Below are 15,075 nucleotides of genomic sequence, written 5' to 3'. Positions count from 1 at the left end.
AGCGTGCGTTCTCAGCCCCCTCTCCGCTGCCCGCGGGCGGCACAGTACACTTGTCGCTCATGCAATCCGCACGCCCCGCCACAGCGCCCGACTTCCTGCTGTCCCGTAGCCACGGTTCGGTGCGCACGCAGGGCTGCGCTGGGACGTTTACCGACATCGACGAGGCGATCGACGCCATCGACCGCGGTGCCGTGGAGATGATCGTCGGTGCACTGCCGTTCGATCAGGACGCCGAGGCTGCGCTGACGGTGCCGGACACCATCGTGTGCGAGCCTGGCACGCTCGAGCCGCACCCCTTCTACCGCGTCGGTCAGGGCTCCAAACTGAGCGCGCGGGTGTGCGGGTTCGATCCCTCGCCCGTCGAGCACCTGCGCCGCATTGAGGCGGCGGTAGCGACGATCCAGAACTCCGCCCTGGACAAGGTCGTGCTCGCCCGCGCCGTCGACATCGCCTTCGATCCGCCCGTGGATCCGCGCCTGGTGGCCGCGCGGCTGATTGATTTGTCCTATACCCGCGACGGTTTCATCGCGGATCTGACCCCCGCCGGCTTCCATGGCCACATGCTCGTCGGTTCCTCCCCGGAGGTGCTCGTGCGCCGCCGCGGCAACCGCGTCAGTTCCTACCCGCTGGCCGGCTCTGCGCCGCGCGTGCTAGACGACGCCTCCGCTGACCGCGCGGCCGCTAGAAACCTCTTTGAATCGACAAAAGACCTTGTGGAGCACGCCTTCGTGGTCGACCACATCCGCAGCGTGCTTGGCCCCCTGTGCAGCTCGCTCACGGTGCCCGAGCGCCCGATCGTGGACAAGACGAACGAGATGTGGCACCTGGCAACACCGATCACGGGAGTGCTGAAAGACCCCGCCCCGAGCGCCCTCGACCTCGCCGAGCGCCTCTACCCCACCCCGGCTGTGTGCGGCACACCGACGGAGGCGGCGAAGGCCTTGATCTGCACGGCCGAGACGGACCGCAGTTTCTACGCCGGCGCGGTGGGTTACACCGAGGCGAACGGCGATGGCGAGTACATGGTCGCGATTCGCTGCGCCGAGGTCAGCGGCGACGGCACCACGGCCCGCGCCTGGGCCGGCGGCGGGCTGGTGGCGGACTCCGACCCGCAGGCGGAGCTGGATGAGACGACAGCCAAGCTGCGCACCATCATGCGCGCGCTCGGACTGTCCCTTTAGCTAACTAGGCGCGCTCGACCGGGTTGGCCAGGCTGCCGATGCCGGGGATTTCCACCTCGATGCGATCGCCCGGGAACATCTCGGCGGTGCCGGCCGGGGAACCGGTGCAGATCACGTCGCCGGGCAAAAGGGTCATGGACGCGGTGATGAACTCGATGATCTCGCCGAGGTTCATGATCATCTGGTTCGAGTTGGAATCCTGCTTCGTCTCGGTCACGCCGTCGCGCGTCAGGTGCGCCTTGATCGGGGTGTTGGTGAAGTCGAACTTCTCCAGGTCCGTCTCGATCCACGGCCCGAGCGGGCAGAAGGTGTCGATACCCTTCGCCCGCGCCCACTGGCCGTCAGCGAACTGCAAATCGCGCGAGGAGACATCGTTGACGATGGTGACACCGCGCACCACCGACTTCCAGTCCTCCGCCTTGACGCTCTTGCACGGGGCGCCGATGACTAGCGCCATCTCCCCCTCGAACTCCACCCTGGTGGCGAACTCGGGGATCTTAATCGGGGCCTCGGGGCCGATGACTGCGGTCGGGGGCTTGAGAAACAGAGTCGGCGGAAGATGCTCGGCGGACTGCTTGAACACCTCGGCGACGTGGTCGGCGTAGTTGCGGCCGATCGCAACCACCTTGGAAGGCAGCATCGGGGCGAGCAGGCGGACGTCGGCTAGCGGCCACTCTTTGCCCGTGTACTCGGGTTCTGTGAAGGGGGTTCCGGCGATAGCTTTCGCGGTGGTACCTTCGTCATCGATGACAGCGAATGTCATTCCTTCAGGGGTTGCAATTCGTCCAAAGCGCATGCTGGCGAGATTACAGCAACGCTACGAAGCCGTCAGCGCTAGGTAGAGCTCCGCGCACGCAACGGCGTCGGTCAGCGCGTTGTGGTTGCGGTAGGCCGGCAGCCCGTAGCGTTGCCGCACCCGCGCCAGGCGCAGGTCTTCGCCGCGAGGGTAGGTTGCCATGCGCTCCATGTGACGGCGCTCGAGCGCGAACGTGTCCACCACCTCGTCCTCCCGCAGCCGCCAGCGCGTGCCCCTCACCTGCTTGAATGCGTGGCCGATAAACCCCAACTCCATCTGGGCGAAGTGGGCCAGCAGCTTGCGGCCCGCGATGGCGCGCTCAAAGTGCTCCACAATTTCGGCGATATCCGTCCCGCTCGCTAACACATCGTCGTCGGTGACCCCGTGTAGCGTTGCCGAGTTGCCTACCGACGCCCCGGCGACGACGAAGTAGGCCGCGCCCGATAGGTCGATCACGCGGTCGTTGACGGGGACCCAGCCGATGGAAACGAGTTGGTCGCGCTCGGGCTTAAGGCCCGTGGTTTCGACGTCGACGGCGAGCAGGTGGGCGTCGATAAGCTCGCGGCGAGGGGGTGAAAAGCCGAACACGCTACACCGACCTGACCGGGTACTTGTTGCCGAGCGCCGACTGCAGGTTCTTGATCACGCCGAACGCATCGCGCAGCGCGTCGCGCTCGCGGCTCGGCAGCGCCTTCGGGTCAATGTGGTAGGTCGGCCGCTCGCCGCGGCGCAGCTGCCTCGCCTGCTGTTTCAGCGCCAGATCCGTGAGGTACTCGTAGGCGCCGATGAGGTCGTCCGCACCCTTCGCGGACACGCTCGCCCCGGCCGCGGCCTTGATGCGGGCCAGGGTGTCTACCTCCCCCACCCCGGCGGTGATGGCGTAGAGGCGCGCCATCTGCGCCACCGCGGCGGTGCCGCCCTTTTTCACGTCGAGCGTGTCGGCGTACTCGCCGCTGCGCTCGACGACGAACCCTCGGAAGAACCCGATCGGCGGCTCGCGCCACGTGGCCAGGGCGGCGAGGTGGGTGTGCAGGCGCTTTGACCCGCGCGCGGCGACCACCGCGTTATCGTGCACGCGCTGCGCCATCTCCTCGCCCCCGCCAGCCGCAAACAGGCAACGGAAGTCGAAGAACACCTGCGCATGCAGCAGGGCGTCGGGCTCAGGCGCGGTGACCCAGCCGTGGAAGGTGTCGTTCCACTGCGCCTCCGTCATCCGCCAGTCGGGGTTGAGCGCCATGATCTCCCCGGGGCACAGCGCTTGGCCGGCCTCGGCGAGGCCGTGGCATATGTACTCGCCGAGCCGCGCGAAGTAGTCGCCGTGGAGCGCCGCGTCAAAGGAGTCGTCGAGAACCAGCGCGTTGTCCTGGTCGGAGGCAGGGCCCATCTCGCCGCGGGCCTGGGAGCCGACGGCGACGAACGCGAACGGGGCGGGCGGCTCGCCGAGCTCGGCAACCGCCAGCGCGTACAGCCGGCGCGCGATCGAATCGGCGACTCCGGTCAGCAGGCGCTGGGATTCGAACGCGGAGGCGCCGCGCTCGAAGAACCGCGCCGCGACCACCGCGCCGCGCTGGTAGGCGCCGGCGAGCTCGTCGCGGCTGCTCTTCTTCACGTCCGCCGCCACGTAGATCGGATCGGACTTGAGCTGGCGCATGATGTCGCTGCTCGTGGCCACGCCGATAATTTCCCCGCCGTCGGTCACCGGTAGGTGGTGGGTGCCCAGCTCGCCCATCACCAGCATCGCCTCGAACACCAGCGCCTCGCGCGCGATGGTGGTCACCGGCGACGTCATCACCTCGCGCAGAGCCGCTCGCGTATCGACGCCCCGCGCCACGACCCGGGAGCGGAAATCGCGGTCCGTGACAATCCCCGGCTCCGACCCACCCGTGACAATCAGGCTGGAGATAGCATGCTCGTCCATCAGCCGGGCCCCCTCGGCGATGGTGGCCGCCCCGTCGACGGTGATCAGCCGCGCCCCCGCGACGAGCTCCCCGACCGGGGTGCGCAGCACGTCGGACGCCGCGGAGTCCTGCTTCAGCTCATCGGCGGCCGCCTTGATGCGGCGGGAGGCGGTGTCGAAGTAGCGCAGCGTGTCGGGGAAGGCATCGACGAGTGCGCGGAAGGGCGTGCGCGGCAGCATGTAGAGGACGCTGTCTTCCACCGCGGCCATCATGTAGCGCGAGCGGGGGTCGTCGACAAGCGTGGAGTAGCCGAAGGTGCGGCCCGCGTCCCTGCGGTCGAGCAGCGCGTTGTCCGGACCAACAACGTCGATGGCACCGGAGCGGATGATGTAGAGGGTGTCGTTGACATCGCCGTAGTTGATGACCGTCTGGCCGCGGCGCACGTAAGTGATGCCCATATGCCGCGGCAAGCCGTCCAGCGTCTCCGCTGGCAGGTGGGCGAGCGGCTCGTGGTCGGCGAGGAAAGCGCGGACCTCGTCGAGTTCGACTGTCATGCCCCTATTTTACTGGTAGCTGACAAACCACGGGCGCGGTTCGACCTCCATGTAGGTCTGCTCGGGGGTAAACGTCGGCTGGTCCTCGTCGATGAAGTTCTTCCACGCCATGAAGAAGTTCGGATCCAGGCCCTCGCGCAGCACGTTCCAGGTGTCGTATTTCTGCCCGGGGCTGCCGTGGCCGTCGGCGTGCAGCACGTAGGCGAGCTCCGGGTGGGCGGTCTGGATGTTCTCGCGGTCCGGGAACATAGCGAGCTGGAACTGGTGCAGCACGAAAGCCTTTTGCGGCAGGTTATTCTCGCGGGTGAGCTGGGCGAGCCAGTCCGCCACGACGTTGATCTCCTCGGCGCTGGCGGAACCGACGCGCGACAAGGGCTGCTCGCCCGGGTTGAGCTTCCACTCCGAATCCAGCGCGAGGCCGACGTTCGGGCGCTTGAGCAGCTCCTCGTAGAGCTTCGCCTGGTGCAGGAAGTCGCCCTGGCCCGGCTGCAGGTCCAGCACGGCGTAGCCGCCGGCCTCGGTGATCGCGTCGATCCACGGCGTAACCGTCTCAATCGGCGCCTCGTTGGAGTAGTCGCCGTCCTCGCCCGGGAACTCCGAGGCGACGGTGACAATGATCTCGAACGCCGGGATGACCGGCTGCTCCTCCATCGGCTGGTACTGCTGCGCGTACTGCGTGGCAAGCTCGGCGGCGGCCAGCGGGTCCTGCTCGCCCATCACGCCCAGCTCCGGGGCGAAGCTATGGCCGTAGAGCGCAATCATGCGCCGTCCGGGGAAGACAAGCCCACCGCCGCCGGGCAGCTCGCCATTGTGGGCGAGCTCGACGCGGTGCGCGTAATCCTCGGTCGTGCCCCACTGCCGACCCAGCGCCAGCGTGTCCTGCGCGGTCACGGTTTGCATCGACTCGCTGGTCAAGCGCGGGTCAGCGACCCCGAGCACGTCGAGGTTGGCGCCCGCTGCCCGCGCGGTCGCGGCCGCACCCAGGGAGGTCTCCGGGGTGGCCAGCATGTCAGGCAGCACGAGTTTGACCGGGTTCGCGGGCTCAAGCGCGGCGATTGCGGCGACGTCGCCTTCGGCCGCGTCGGAGGCCACCGGCGCGGTCTGGGCCAACGCCTCATCCTGGCCGGGGACGTCGATGACGCGCTCGGCGCCGAGGCGCTGGATCTCGGCGTCGATCGCGGCCTCGGAACCCAGGGCGCGTACCAGCAGCGGGGCACCGAGCTGGGCGGCCACCGCCGCGCCGTGGAGCTGATCATCGCGGCTTGTCGACGCCACCACCACCGCATCGGAGCTCTCGAACAGCCGCTTGGACACGTCGATGCCGGTCCCGTCGGCGTCGCTAAGCACCTCGGGCCCGGTGGTCTCCAACCGCGGCGGCTCCTTCGGCGCCCCGATACCGGGGGATCCATCGCTGCTGCACGCACCCGCGAGCAGAGCGGACGTGGTTAAAACGGCGGCGAAGGCAAAGCGCGGGCGCGCGAAAGAGGTGGTCATATAGAAGCGTCCTTAAACTTTGAGCGGTAACGCGCACTACCCTACTTCAGGGCCGCAGCGATGCGGTCACCAACCTCCGTGGTGCTCACGGGGCCGGCCTCGCGCGCTGCGACGTCGGCGGCGACCGCGGCCTCGATGCGCTCGGCGGTAAGCGCGTCGTCTAGCCAGCGCAGCATCATCGCGACCGACAGAATCATCGCCGTCGGGTCGGCGATGCCCTTGCCCGCGATATCCGGGGCGGAACCGTGGACCGGCTCGAACATGGACGGGTTGGTGCGCGAGGCGTCGATGTTGCCGGAGCACGCCTGACCGACGCCGCCGGTAACCGCGCCGGCGAGGTCTGTGATGATGTCGCCGAAGAGGTTGTCGGTGACGATGACGTCATAACGCTGCGGGTCGGTGACCATGTAGATCGTGGTGGCGTCGATGTGGTTGTAGTCGACCGTGACCTCCGGGTACTCGGCGGCGACGGCGTCAACCGTCTTCTGCCACAGCCCGCCGGCATTAACCAGGACGTTGGTCTTGTGGACCAGCGTGAGGTGCTTGCGGCGCTGCATGGCCAGCTCGAAGGCGTAGCGCACCACGCGCTCGACGCCGAAGCGGGTGTTCTGCGAGACCTCGCACGCCACCTCGTGCGGGGTGTTGGCGCGCAGCACGCCACCGTTGCCGGCATACAGGCTCTCGGTGCCCTCGCGCACGACAACGAAGTCGATGTCGCCCGGGTTGGCCAGGGGGCTGACCGCCGTCGGGTAGAGCCGCGACGGGCGCAGGTTGACGAAGTGGTCCAAGGAGAAGCGCAGCGGCAGCAGCAGGCCGCGCTCCAGCACACCGGCGGGCACGCGGGCCGGGTCGCCGATCGCGCCGAGCAGGATCGCGTCGTGCGCGCGCAAGCTGTCCAGGTCCACGTCGGTCAGGAGCTCCCCGTTGCGCAGGTAGCGGCGGGCGCCGAGGTCGTACTCGGTGGTCTCGACATCGTCGCGTACCGCGCGCAGCACTTTCAGGCCTTCGGCCATGACTTCGGTGCCGATTCCGTCGCCAGCGATCACCGCAATTTTCATGTTGTGGGAGTCCTTCCTTACTGCTTACACAGCGTTCACAGTGTGACCGGTTTAGCCTAGCAGCACCGGCTACCGGGGTTTGCGGACTCGCGCGCCCAGCGCTGCTTCCAGTACTCCTTCTCCGTCGGCGGCTCGGCACCCGGGTGGTGCGCGGCGAGGTGCGCGCAGTACTTGGCGTAGTCGTTATCGCCCATGAGCTCCTTGATGTACCAGGTCACCCCGTTGATCACTTTGAGCACCATCTAGTGAGCACCCCCACTCGAGGCGAGCGTGAGCCCCAGCTCCTCGGCAACGCGCTTCTCCTCGGCGCTGGCAGCCATGCCGCGCGGGATGAACCGCGTCGACGGGTGGTCCGGCTCCTCGCTCGTGGGCACGCGCGACCCCGCCGATTGCGCTCGCAGAGCCTTGACGACGGCCACGAGCGCGGTGATCACCACGATGACGACCAGGGAGGCGAACAGAATGGACAGCGCGCCCTGGATGTAGGTGTTGCGGATCACCGCGTCGATCGCCTCGGGTGACTTCGCGCTGCCAAACTCGGTCAGCCCTTGAGCCTTCGCGTCACGGAAGCGCGCGTTCTGCGCGAAGTAGCCAATCGCCGGGTTGGAGTGGAAGATCTTCTGCCAGCTCGCGGTCAGCGTAACCACGAGGTCGAACACGAGCGGGACAACCGGTATCCACACCCACTTGTACATCCCCTTCTTCACCAGCACGACGGTGACCAGGGTCAGAGCGATCGCGGCGAGGAGCTGGTTGGCGATGCCGAACAGCGGGAACAGCACGTTGATGCCGCCGAGCGGGTCGGTCACGCCCATGACCAGGATCGCGCCCCCGACAGCGCGCCGCAGGCGATGGTGATGAACAAAAACGGGAACAGCGACCCGGCGAACACCGGCCCGTTGCCCTCGATGGCGAACGAGGTAATCGCCGGCATCTGGATCAACGGGCGGTCGATGATGATCGCCACCGCGAGCAGGGCGACGACGCCGACCTTCATAAACGTCGACAGGTAATCGCGCGGGGCGAGGAGCAGCCACACGGGCAGGATCGCCGCGACGATGCCGTAGGTGATCAGCGCGAACGCCAGCGCCGTCTTCGACAGGGTGAACACCTCCGCACCCCAGGCGGTGTCGGCGACGTAGCCCCCGCCGATGATGGCGGCCAGGAGCAGGATCACGCCGATGGCGGAGACCTCGGCGACTCGGCCCGGGCGGATAAAGCGGGTATAGCAGCCCATGAACAGCGCGATCGGGATGGTCATGGCGATGGAGAACACGCCCCACGGCGAATCGGCCAGGGCGTTGACCACGATCAAGGCGAGCACCGCAATGATGATGACCATGATCACCATCGTGGCGAAGATGCCGGCGGCGCCACCGACGCGGCCGACCTCGTCGCTGATCATCTGCCCCAGCGAGCGGCCGCGCCGGCGCGTGGAGACCCACAGCACCAGGTAGTCCTGCACAGCACCCGCGAACACGACGCCGATGATGATCCACAGCGTGCCCGGCAGATACCCCATCTGGGCGGCCATGACGGGCCCGACGAGCGCGCCAGCGCCGGCGATGGCGGCGAAGTGGTGGCCAAACAGCACGCGCCGGTCGGTGGGGACGAAGTCCTTGCCGTCGTCGATGTACTCGGCTGGGGTCGCGCGGTTGTTGCGCGGCTTGACCACGTTGTACTCGATCAGGCGCGCGTAGAGCGTGTAGCCGATGATGTAGGAGCCAATCGCGGCGAGCACGAGCCATACCGAGCTGATCTCCTCATCGCGGTTGAGCGCGAGCACCGCCCAGCCCAGCGCCGCGATGACGGCCGCGATGGCGATGACGACGCGCTCGACAGTTCCGATGGCCTTTTTCGGCCGAACCCCAACGACGTGCTCGCGCCCGTCGGGCGTCGTTGAGATCTCAAGCCTGTCCGCGTCCGGCCTCTCGCGCAGCCCGTTGACTTTTACGCTCATCCCACTCTCCCTTCCTCGGTGATCGGTGTGAGACAGATCATCTCACGAAGACCGAATCGGGAGGTGAAAATTGGGAAAACTACAAGCGGCTAGCTCAGGTCGATCTGGATGGAGCTTGCGTCGATGGAGGATGCGATAGCCGCCTCGAGCTCCTCCGGCACCTCGCGCTCCACGCGCAGGATGAGCACGGCGCCATCGCCCTTCGCGGCCTGGGTCAGGGCGGCGGCCTCGATGTTGATGCCGGCCTCGCCCAGGGTGCTGCCCACCTTGCCCAGCGCGCCCGGGGCGTCGGTGTAGCGCAGGAACAGGTTGCGGCCCTCGGCGCGCATGTCCACGCCGCGGCCGTTGATGTTGACGATCTTCTCCACGCGCTCCAGACCGGTCAGCGCGCCGGTGACGGTCGCGACCTCGCCGGAGGCCGAGGCGACCTGCACCTCGAGCGCGCTGCGGTGGCTGCGGGCCTCACTCGCGGTGTCCACGGTGTACTCCAGACCGCGCGACTCCGCGATCGTCGGGGCGTTCACGAAGGTCACCGGCTCAGAGACGATACCGGAGAACAGCCCGCGCACGGCGGACAGGCCGAGCGTGTCGACGTCCTCGGTGGACAGCTCGCCGCGAGCGGTGACGTGCAGGGAGACCGGGGCGGCGTCGAGAAGCTTGCCGGCGATCAGGCCCAGCTTGCGCGAGAGGTCGAGCCAGGAGGAGACCTCCTCGCCGACGCGGCCGCCGGTGATGTTGACAGCGTCGGCGACGAACTCGCCGCGCAGCGCCTTGAGCACGGAATCGGCCACATCGGTGCCGGCGCGGTCCTGGGCTTCCTCGGTGGATGCGCCGAGGTGCGGGGTGACCACGACCTGGTCCAGAGCGAACAGGGGCGAGTCGGTGCACGGCTCGGAGGAGTACACATCGAAGCCGGCGCCGCGGATGCGGCCGGACACGATGGCGTCGGCAAGCGCCTGCTCGTCGACAAGCCCGCCGCGAGCGGCGTTGATGATGACCTGGCCCTGCTTGGCCTTCGCCAACAGGTCCGCGTTGAACATGCCCGCGGTTTCCTTCGTCTTGGGAAGGTGGATGGTGACAAAGTCCGCCTTCGCCATGAGCTCTTCGAGCTCCACGAGCTCGACGCCGAGCTGCGCCGCGCGGGCCGGGTTGGCGTACGGGTCGTAGGCGATGATGGTGGTCTCGAACGCGGCGAGGCGCTGAGCGAACAGCTGGCCGATGTGGCCGAAACCGACGATGCCGATGGTCTTGCCGAAAACCTCCACGCCCTTGAACGCGGAGCGCTTCCACTCTGCGTCGCGCAGCGTCTTGTCCGCGGCCGGGATCTGGCGGGCGGTGGCCAGCAGCAGCGCGATTGCGTGCTCGCAGGCGGAGTGAATATTCGAGGTCGGGGCGTTCGCGACCATCACGCCGCGCTCGGTGGCGGCGTCGATGTCGACGTTGTCCAGGCCAACGCCTGCGCGACCGATGATCTTCAGCTGCGGGGCAGCCTCGATCACCTCGCGGTCGACGGTGGTGGCGGAACGCACGAGAAGCGCGTCCGCCTCGGGCACCGCGGCGAGCAGCTCGGCGCGGTTGGGGCCATCCACCCAGCGGACCTCAACCCCATCTCCGAGCGCGTCGACGGTGGAAGGGGCAAGCTTGTCAGCGATGAGCACGACTGGTTTGGACACTGCGATGATCTCCTGGGTTTTGATGGCGGGAGCTAATAGGACGTTGTTTATCGTAACCTCCCCGGCCGTGCGACGAAACACCGCGTAATTAATAATATTCTTCGGCCTGCATGATGCGCCGCGGGAGCTCCTGCTCCGTGCCGAACTCGGGCCCCAGCGCCACCAGCGGCTCGTCCGCGAGCCCCGCAAGCGCGAAAAGGGTCTCGCGCGACTGCCGCGGGTCGGGCTCGTCGACAACCGCGACGCGGGCGCCGAAACTGCGCGCGTTGCTCACCGCAGGCAGCGGACTCTCCGGCGTGGCTACGACCAGTGGCGCCATGTCGGCGTCCCGGCGCGACTGCAGCGGAAAAGGCGCAGCCTCCGCGCCCTGTTTCGTCGCCGGGGCGTCGCGGGTGCGCAACCACACCGGCGGGTTGCCGGCCAGCGACGCGACCGCGATGACGCTCTCGCGCGCGTCGGTTGTGTCCACGATGTCACGGACATCGAACGCCAGGCTCGTCATCGTGTGCAGCGCCTCGAGCCCGCCGGGGTCGCGCTGGACTGTGACCTGCCCGCTGGCGGGAGCGAGGGCGACGTCGCCGATGGTGAGCACCGTGTGGGCCCCGAGGCGCTGAATCTCCTCTACCACCTTACCGTGGCGCTCAGGGGCGTAGACCAGAAGCGGTGCGTGCGCCGTCACCGCGATCGATGAGCCGCGCAGCTGGGCCTGCGGGGTGGAGTCGGTGACCACGACCGTCTCCGAGGCCGGGAAGAACAGCCGGGAGGTCTCGAACCCGTACGGGTCGTCGAGGACAACCGGGTGCGGCGCGAAGCGCTCGGCGACGTGGCGGGCCTGGTTCTGCGTGCGGGCGTCGTCAAGCGGCGATGCCGCAGGCCCGGACGAGCAGGCGCTTAGCGCCAACGCGGCGGCGATGAAAGGGGCAACAATGGTGGGGCGGTTCATGGAAGGAGGCGGCGCTAGCTTTCGTCCACCGGCTTGCCCATCGCGTGCTCGATGATCGTGGCCAGGCGATCAAGGCGCTCGCGCATGAACGTATCGACGTCCGACGCGAACAGCGTCCGCGGATTGATCTCGTGGGCGGCGAGCATCGCGTCGAACTCGGCGTCCTCCATCAGGCACTTTGACTGCAGCCTCGGCAGGTAGCGCTTCGGCTCGTTGCCCTCGATGAAAATGCGGGTGCGCACACCCATCGGCGTGCGGTTGACCACCGACTCCGCGAACTGCGGATCGACCCCGCGGGTGTCACACACCCCGCGCGGAAAGACCAGTTCGAAGGTGGGCTCGAGCCGCTCCATGGTGTCGCATTCGAAGGCTTGGCCGGTGCGCCAATCACGCGCGTCGCGGGCCATGAGCAGCGCAAACAGGCCGCGGTAGACGCCGGAATCGGGCCCCGCGGAGACGATGCGCGCGCGAGTGCAGCGCGCGTCCTCGACGGTGCGCGGGGTGGTGTCTGTCTCCCCCATCACCCAGGGCGTGACTTCGTCGACATCCGCCCCGGCGCGGATGATGGGCGAATGCGCGCCGTAAAGTTCACCGAACACGCCCGACCAGAACCAGCGGTTGAGGCGGTCGCGCGACTGCTCGTTGTCTAGCACCCCGGGGCGATCCGCCAGCCGCGCGAGCAGGACGGCGAGGGTGACCAGCTGCGCGGTGTACGGGACCTGGTCGGTGGTGAGCATCCTGCGCTCGGCGAGGAACTCGGCCGCGGCCGCGAAACCGGCAGCGACCTCGTCGGCGTGGGCGAGGTAGCCCTCGAGGTCGATGCTGAGGATGTCGCCGCGGTGCCCGCGGGCGGGGCCACGCCGCCCAGTGATCAACAGTGACATCGCACGCAGATACTCGATTCGACCGATGTGGGCCAGTGCGGGGTGTTCACGCAGTTGCTTCTCGACGCCCGCCCAATGCTCCGCCAACACAAACTCCGGGTCCTGGAGTGCGTACGTCGCCGTGAGCAGCTCAAAGACGTCCATCTGCACACCCGCCGAATTGGCATGGGCGAAGATCTGCCCGATGCCCACGAGCGAGGTGTCGCGGTCAATGCGCACCATGGGAATGTCGTAAGCGGGCAGTTGGCTGACCACGCGCGACTGAAACGCCGCGGCGGCCTCACGCATCTGCTTGTCCATCGTGGTGGCCGCGATGTCGAACAGCAGTGAGTTGGCGCCGTCGTCAAGCAGGGCTGAAACGGGGATTACGCCGTGCTTTAGCATGCCCTCGCGGGTGTTGAGCCCGCCGCTAATCGCCGGGCCGAAGTGGGAGCGGACGTCGCCGTTAGTATCCACGGCGAAGACGGCCTCCACCGGCAGCGGTTGCGCGGAGACGGCGCGGCGGATGTCAACGAAGAAGCGCCTCGAGATGCGGTTTCCTAGAAAGCCGACGGTGGGTACGACACCGTCGCCGCTGAAAGCGTGGAAGAGCGACGTCAGGCGCTGCTGACCGTCGAGAAGCAAAAGCCCCGGCTGGACCTGGGCTTGCGGGGCGCCGTCGAGCGGGCGCGATTTGAAGCGCGGGGCGACGTTGCGGGTGTCGAGGGCGAGCAGCGACCCGATCGGGTAGCCGCGCAGGACAGAGGTGACGAGGGTGCGGACGCGGTCGACGTCCCAAGTGTATTCGCGCTGGAAATCGGGCAACTGAAGCTCGCCGCGGTGAACGCGTGCGAAAAGGTCGGACAGCGAGTAGCTCGGCGTGGTAAAGCCCATGCCCCACACTCTAAGACAAAAGGGACAGCTCTACCTGCCAAGCGAGGCGCCGCACGCGCGCTCGTGATCGGTGTGGCCTGGCAGCTCCACCTGGATTGTCGGGTGGTCGACGCCGAGGTCGGTGAGGCGCTGCTGGGCGGCGTCGAGAAGCGGGCCGCGGGGCGCGTCTTCGTGCGCGACGAGGTGGGCCGTGACCACGACGTCGGAGCCGCCGAGGGACCAGACGTGAACGTCGTGGACATCAATGACGCCGTCGATGCTTCGCAGGGTGGGCTCGATGCGCTGCGTCGCGAAGCCGCGCGGGGCTTGTTCCAAAAGGACGCGTAGCGATTGGAGGAGCAGCTGCAAGGCGCGCGGCACAACAAGCACGGCAATGAGTAGCGAGGCGATCGCATCGGCCGGGGTGAACCCGGTGAGCGCGATCACGGCGCCTGCTGCGAGGACTGCGACGGAGCCGAGCAGGTCGACGATGACGTGCAGGAAGGCGCCGCGGACGTTGATCGATCCCTCTTTGTGGCGGTGCAGGACGACGGCTGAGGCGGCGTTGGCGACGAGGCCGATCAGTGCGACGAGCATCATCGTGCGCGTGTGAATCGGGGCTGGGTCGCGCAATCGCGACAGCGCCTCGACGACGATCCACACCGTCACGGCGATGACGGAGACCGCGTTGACGAGCGCTGTGAGAACCTCGGCGCGGGCGAAGCCGTACGTGGCCACGGCGGTGGAGGCGCGCTGGCTGATCAGTGTGCCGATGACCGCGATCATCAGGCCCGCCGAATCCGAGAGCATGTGCATCGAATCCGCCATCAGAGCCATGGAGCCGGAGAGGTAGCCGCCGACAAACTCAACGAAGAACACTGTCGCGGTGATCGCGAGCGCCGTCAGCAGAGCGCGACGCGGCGCGTGTGCTGGCGAATGCTCGTGTGTGTGGCTCATGCGACACACTCTAGCTGGAAAACACGGTAAATGACAAGCTATTGAAAATAGCACTTTGTCCAGGAAACCTATCCGGAGTAGGGCGAATACTGCCTGTTGCGGCTTCGTTACACAACCGTAAGCGCATAGGTGCTTAAGATTTTGTTAACCTAGTTAGGCAACCCACTGCGGGCGGACAGTTATCCAACTGTAAGATCGCGGTCGGACGGTTGCCCTAGCGGGCACGATAAATCGCTTTAGACGAAAGGACATTTTCATGACTAACCAGAACCCCACCCCGGATCCGAAGAACCCCCGTAACCTGGACAAGGATGCCGTCGCGAACGCTGACGTTACCCGTGTCGAGAAGACCACCACCCCTGCTACCACTAGCGCCACCGCCGGCTCCACGGCCGTGACCGCTAACGAGGGCGGCGGCTGGTGGAAGTGGCTGCTGGGCCTGCTCGCCCTGCTGCTCATCGGCTGGCTGCTCTGGTCGCTGTTCGCCAACAACGACGACGAGGCCGCCACCACCGGCGAGACCTCCACCTCGGTTGTTGCGACCGAGACCGAAAACGTCACCGAGACCGCAGTGGTCAGCGGCGAGTCCGAGCCGGCTAACCCGGCCGAGAGCGCTGGCAACGCCGCTGAGGGCGCAGCCGAAAACGCTGGCGACGCCGTCGAGAGCGCAGCTCCCACCAACTAGTTTCTAGCCGTGGCCACCCCGGCCCGTAGAACTCGACCCCGCATCCTGCTCGCGCAGGGCGCGGGGTTTTGTTGTGGGCGCGTGAGGTGGGCGCGATTTGCGCGGATGTGAGTCCGCATTGCGAACTCTGCCGGCAGCCT

The 15,075-nt window shown here is 67.4% G+C and carries 12 protein-coding genes and 1 pseudogene; 2 read left to right on the top strand and 11 right to left on the bottom strand.

Annotated features, from left to right (window positions below):
• Positions 1-59: 59 nt before the first annotated feature.
• Positions 60-1,181: an isochorismate synthase gene (locus RIU96_RS07505; RefSeq protein WP_144690060.1), complete on the top strand. Its 1,122-nt coding sequence runs from the start codon at positions 60-62 to the stop codon at positions 1,179-1,181.
• A gap of 4 nt (positions 1,182-1,185) precedes the next feature.
• Here RIU96_RS07505 and RIU96_RS07500 read toward each other — a convergent pair whose 3' ends face one another.
• The 11 genes and pseudogenes from RIU96_RS07500 to RIU96_RS07450 all read right to left on the bottom strand — a co-directional run bounded on the left by RIU96_RS07500 (position 1,186) and on the right by RIU96_RS07450 (position 14,250).
• Positions 1,186-1,977, bottom strand: a complete 792-nt coding sequence (locus RIU96_RS07500; protein WP_144690058.1) for a fumarylacetoacetate hydrolase family protein — start codon at positions 1,975-1,977, stop codon at positions 1,186-1,188.
• Positions 1,978-1,998: 21 nt separating this feature from the next.
• Complete coding sequence (locus RIU96_RS07495) at positions 1,999-2,565, bottom strand: 3'-5' exonuclease (protein WP_311204827.1); 567 nt, start codon at positions 2,563-2,565, stop codon at positions 1,999-2,001.
• Position 2,566: 1 nt separating this feature from the next.
• Positions 2,567-4,429 (bottom strand): DUF294 nucleotidyltransferase-like domain-containing protein, encoded by a 1,863-nt coding sequence (locus RIU96_RS07490; RefSeq protein WP_311204826.1) that lies wholly within the window; start codon positions 4,427-4,429, stop codon positions 2,567-2,569.
• Between the two features lie 9 nt (positions 4,430-4,438).
• Complete coding sequence (locus RIU96_RS07485) at positions 4,439-5,923, bottom strand: cell wall-binding repeat-containing protein (protein ID WP_144741941.1); 1,485 nt, start codon at positions 5,921-5,923, stop codon at positions 4,439-4,441.
• 41 nt (positions 5,924-5,964) lie between these two features.
• Positions 5,965-6,981: a 3-isopropylmalate dehydrogenase gene (locus RIU96_RS07480; protein ID WP_144741943.1), complete on the bottom strand. Its 1,017-nt coding sequence runs from the start codon at positions 6,979-6,981 to the stop codon at positions 5,965-5,967.
• A 56-nt stretch (positions 6,982-7,037) separates the two neighbouring features.
• Positions 7,038-7,223, bottom strand: a complete 186-nt coding sequence (locus RIU96_RS07475; RefSeq protein ID WP_136653505.1) for a YbdD/YjiX family protein — start codon at positions 7,221-7,223, stop codon at positions 7,038-7,040.
• Positions 7,224-8,941 (bottom strand): annotated as a pseudogene (locus RIU96_RS07470) (carbon starvation protein A).
• Between the two features lie 89 nt (positions 8,942-9,030).
• Positions 9,031-10,614, bottom strand: coding sequence for a phosphoglycerate dehydrogenase (gene serA / locus RIU96_RS07465; RefSeq protein ID WP_181729498.1), 1,584 nt, complete (start codon positions 10,612-10,614; stop codon positions 9,031-9,033).
• A gap of 88 nt (positions 10,615-10,702) precedes the next feature.
• Positions 10,703-11,557 (bottom strand): hypothetical protein, encoded by an 855-nt coding sequence (locus RIU96_RS07460; RefSeq protein WP_181729499.1) that lies wholly within the window; start codon positions 11,555-11,557, stop codon positions 10,703-10,705.
• A 14-nt stretch (positions 11,558-11,571) separates the two neighbouring features.
• Entirely contained in the window at positions 11,572-13,314 is a 1,743-nt protein-coding gene (locus tag RIU96_RS07455) for a GmrSD restriction endonuclease domain-containing protein (protein ID WP_311204825.1), read from the bottom strand.
• Between the two features lie 30 nt (positions 13,315-13,344).
• Positions 13,345-14,250, bottom strand: a complete 906-nt coding sequence (locus RIU96_RS07450) for a cation diffusion facilitator family transporter (RefSeq protein ID WP_311204824.1) — start codon at positions 14,248-14,250, stop codon at positions 13,345-13,347.
• Between the two features lie 256 nt (positions 14,251-14,506).
• Here RIU96_RS07450 and RIU96_RS07445 point away from each other — a divergent pair, with 256 nt between their 5' ends.
• Entirely contained in the window at positions 14,507-14,935 is a 429-nt protein-coding gene (locus RIU96_RS07445) for a hypothetical protein (protein WP_144690036.1), read from the top strand.
• The last annotated feature ends 140 nt before the right edge of the window (positions 14,936-15,075 follow it).

The sequence above is a fragment of the Corynebacterium sp. Z-1 genome, from assembly GCF_031844665.1.
GTDB classification, from domain to species: Bacteria; Actinomycetota; Actinomycetes; order Mycobacteriales; family Mycobacteriaceae; genus Corynebacterium; species Corynebacterium sanguinis.
Note: the sequence above shows the minus strand (reverse complement) of the source record. Positions and strands in the feature narration are given on the sequence as shown.

Bases quoted from the DNA above. Each gene is read 5' to 3' on its own strand.
- RIU96_RS07505 (WP_144690060.1), top strand. From the start codon at position 60: ATGCAATCCGCACGCCCCGCCACAGCGCCCGACTTCCTGCTGTCCCGT.
- RIU96_RS07500 (WP_144690058.1), bottom strand. From the start codon at position 1,977: ATGCGCTTTGGACGAATTGCAACCCCTGAAGGAATGACATTCGCTGTC.
- RIU96_RS07490 (WP_311204826.1), bottom strand. From the start codon at position 4,429: ATGACAGTCGAACTCGACGAGGTCCGCGCTTTCCTCGCCGACCACGAG.
- RIU96_RS07485 (WP_144741941.1), bottom strand. From the start codon at position 5,923: ATGACCACCTCTTTCGCGCGCCCGCGCTTTGCCTTCGCCGCCGTTTTA.
- RIU96_RS07480 (WP_144741943.1), bottom strand. From the start codon at position 6,981: ATGAAAATTGCGGTGATCGCTGGCGACGGAATCGGCACCGAAGTCATG.
- RIU96_RS07475 (WP_136653505.1), bottom strand. From the start codon at position 7,223: ATGGTGCTCAAAGTGATCAACGGGGTGACCTGGTACATCAAGGAGCTC.
- RIU96_RS07460 (WP_181729499.1), bottom strand. From the start codon at position 11,557: ATGAACCGCCCCACCATTGTTGCCCCTTTCATCGCCGCCGCGTTGGCG.
- RIU96_RS07455 (WP_311204825.1), bottom strand. From the start codon at position 13,314: ATGGGCTTTACCACGCCGAGCTACTCGCTGTCCGACCTTTTCGCACGC.
- RIU96_RS07450 (WP_311204824.1), bottom strand. From the start codon at position 14,250: ATGAGCCACACACACGAGCATTCGCCAGCACACGCGCCGCGTCGCGCT.
- RIU96_RS07445 (WP_144690036.1), top strand. From the start codon at position 14,507: ATGACTAACCAGAACCCCACCCCGGATCCGAAGAACCCCCGTAACCTG.